Below are 3,001 nucleotides of genomic sequence, written 5' to 3'. Positions count from 1 at the left end.
AGGTTAGCGATCACTATACAGCCAACTCTACGGAATCGCTCTACTCCAGATACAGTCAACGGTACAGCCATTTTCAAGCGAAAAATGTACCCAGTAGCCTCTTTTCAATTTTTTCTGAGAAGCGACCTGCAGTAAGGGTTTCGTTGATTTGTTAGTATTTCTGTATGGGGGAAGTCCAGTGATAACTGATAACTGATCACTGATCACTGAAAAGGCCTAACTTTCTGGTTCAGTTTTAGCTTCCGCTGGCGGACCGGGGGGCAAAGCTTCCTCGCCCAGGGGTTGAGGATTTTGGCTAGTGGGGGGACCGGCGGGGGAACCCTCTGGCTGATTGAGAGCGGGGGTTTGGGGAGGAGTTTCTGGGGCTTTTTGCTCGATTATCGCTTCTTTGGGCGGTTCTGGCTGGGTTTGGGGTGGATTTGGACCTGTGGTTTCGGGGGGCTTGACGTTATCCGGTTGGGGACTAACGGCCGGTTGCGGGGTTTGATTAGGACGAAGCGGGGTTTCAATTGCCGGCGTTACGGGGGGGGAGTTACGGGTATTGAGGTTGCTACCCTCCGGTTTTGGAGGATTAGCGATCGCACCTCGGCACACTTCCGGGTTAGGGGCAAAACTGACTCGCACATGATAGCTTCTCGACTCACCACTGGGATTATTAAAGCGAGTTAAGCTTACTTCCCTAGCTGCCTGTTGATTGAAAATCGGGAAGCCAGCACTTTTAATTAACTGGGGTTCACTGCTGAGGCGGCCTTGGGCATCCACCGTCACCCCATAAACCGCCGTCCCCGCCAATTGACGGGAACAAGCCGTAGCGGGATAATTACCGGTCAAATTGACGGTAGTTATGCCTCTGCTGCCCTGATTGGGCTGATTTAGTTCATTTAAGGCGTTAGGATTAGTTTTTTGGACTCTGGCCAGCCAAGCCAGATTATTTCTCATGGCATCGTCGTTACTGGTATTGCTTTTATCCGCCTCCAGGGATCGCAAACGTTCCCGCATTTCCGACATTAATTGTTGACGACGCTGTTCATCAATGGGCGATTGACCATTCGGCTCCGGCGTGCGGGCTAAGGAATTGTTTAGTTGTTCCTGCGCCTGTTGCGATGCACTACGGGGCGAATTTCGCAATCTATCTAAAGTTAGATTATCTTGGTAGGGATCGAAGTAAGGCGGTATCCGGTTGTTATTAGTCTCCCTAGGCAGATTATTATTCTCTGACAGGGTGGGAACAGAAGGAGGACTAGGTAAACTGGGGGTAGAAGTGGGAAAATTGCGAGGAATCGGTAATCTACCCAGGGAGGGGATAGATGCCACGGGAGGAGAATAGATATTGACGGAGGGTAAAGAGGAGAGGGGAGGTAAAGCAGGTAAGGACGGTAAAGGGGGAAGGGAAGAAACCGAGGGTAAAGGAGGTAAGGTGCTGTTATGGATACCATCGATGGGGGGGAGAGGAGGCAAAGAGGAAGAAGACAAATTGGGGTTAGGCAGTCCGGGTAAGCTGGATAGGGAGGAGTCGAGATTAGGAAGACGTGACTGCTCTAGAGGGTTCAATTCAATCAGATTGACGTTGCGTAAATCCTTTTTTGGCTCCTGCGCTGGATTATTGAGGAAATTAGGTAAGATAATCGCTAAAATTAGGGCATGAATACCAAGAGAAGCGGCGAACGAGAGATTATTAGAGTTAATTAGTTTATTTTCTTCGGTTTCTAGACCAAAATAGGAGGATGTCATAATTTAGTTAATTGAGCAGAGCCTTGAGGGGAAAAGTTAACTCTATTTTAATCGTCAGGGCGATTTTTTTTCTTGAGGGCGGGGAATTAATTGGTGTCAGTACCCCACCACCCCACCACCCCCCACCCCACACCCTGCCACCACCGAAAAACTTTTTCAGCCAACCCTACTTATGCTGCGAGCGGGCCACAGCTTTTAATTTGGGATACAATTCCGAGGGGTCTAACAAAGGGATAAACTCATCGATTGCCGGTTTAAAATTAGCCGGAAAATTCTCCCTAGTTCCAGGACTGTTAGGCGATTTAGGCACTGATTCTAATTCAGGGAATTTGGGCGTTTCCGGGGTTAACTGCGAGAATAATTCCTCCACATTACTCATCCCTTTGCGAGGATCATTAAAAAGAGAAGTTTCTAAGTTGAGTAAAGAATCTTTACTCGTGGCTACTGTGCCATTATTATCGGTTTTTCCCGCTTCTGGCTCTGGACAGGGCTGCTCAAGGGTGGGAGAAGGTATATTGATCTGTTCCCGTTTAGGGATAACTGCTGTTTTTTTGCCATCTAACTGGGAATCTAGCAAGTTTTTACAAACCAAGCGCTCGAATTCCCCCGTAAAATGAAAGGTAGGATGGCCGCGACGGTGCCAAATTTTGAGGATTTCCTCCACCGAAATGACTTTGTAACGTCCCTGATAGAGTGCCTCTAAAATCGCCATGCGAATCCAATTTAGCGAATAGATGGGCAACCAGCGCTCGATTAATTCTTGCGCTTTATATCCTCTCATTTCAAATCGATATTGGTTGAGTATAGTCGCTATCTGCATGAGGTTGATCTCTGGGTTAATCTCTGCCATAGAATTTACAAAGATAGTGAGCGCAATCGTTATGGCTACTAGGCACTCTGTATATTAAGATTTTATTCGGGTTTTTCCTAGTGGTTTTCCCCTATTCTCCCCACAGTTACCCATTCGGCACATCTTCGCTCAAGGTCAGTTGACTCCCTAACATCGGGTTCGCTTTTGGTGGCAATTTATCTCTGGCGACCTTAAGATAGTTTTTGTCTTTCCCTTGATCAGGCGATCGAGTTTACACCTCTTTATTACCACAACCTGAGTAATTTTTGACGCTCCCCACTCTAAAGAGACGGGGATTCTTCGTTCATTGAGTCTCCGTTAGCAAGCAGGATTTCTCCAACCAACCAAGAGGGAATCTCTCCCGAAGCGTTTAAAGTTTGCGTGCGCCCCACGCTACTTAATCCCTTTTGCAAGATGTTT

Annotated in this window: 2 protein-coding genes and 1 pseudogene; all 3 read right to left on the bottom strand. The window is 47.6% G+C overall.

Features of this window, described 5'->3' with window-relative positions; genetic code table 11:
* Positions 1-216: 216 nt before the first annotated feature.
* The gene (locus IM477_RS12685) at positions 217-1,731 is read right to left on the bottom strand and encodes an energy transducer TonB (protein ID WP_287732023.1); all 1,515 of its coding nucleotides are present in this window, start codon (positions 1,729-1,731) and stop codon (positions 217-219) included.
* Between the two features lie 166 nt (positions 1,732-1,897).
* A complete protein-coding gene (locus IM477_RS12680) occupies positions 1,898-2,581 on the bottom strand; it encodes a hypothetical protein (RefSeq protein ID WP_287732022.1) in 684 nt (227 codons plus the stop codon).
* A 281-nt stretch (positions 2,582-2,862) separates the two neighbouring features.
* Positions 2,863-3,001 (bottom strand): annotated as a pseudogene (locus IM477_RS23085) (RNA-guided endonuclease TnpB family protein); the annotation flags it as partial.

The organism is Microcystis sp. M090S1, assembly GCF_020246295.1.
GTDB lineage: Bacteria > Cyanobacteriota > Cyanobacteriia > Cyanobacteriales > Microcystaceae > Microcystis > Microcystis aeruginosa.
Note: the sequence above shows the minus strand (reverse complement) of the source record. Positions and strands in the feature narration are given on the sequence as shown.

Coding starts and splice junctions, on each gene's coding strand:
- IM477_RS12685 (WP_287732023.1), bottom strand. CDS start 1,731: ATGACATCCTCCTATTTTGGTCTAGAAACCGAAGAAAATAAACTAATT.
- IM477_RS12680 (WP_287732022.1), bottom strand. CDS start 2,581: ATGGCAGAGATTAACCCAGAGATCAACCTCATGCAGATAGCGACTATA.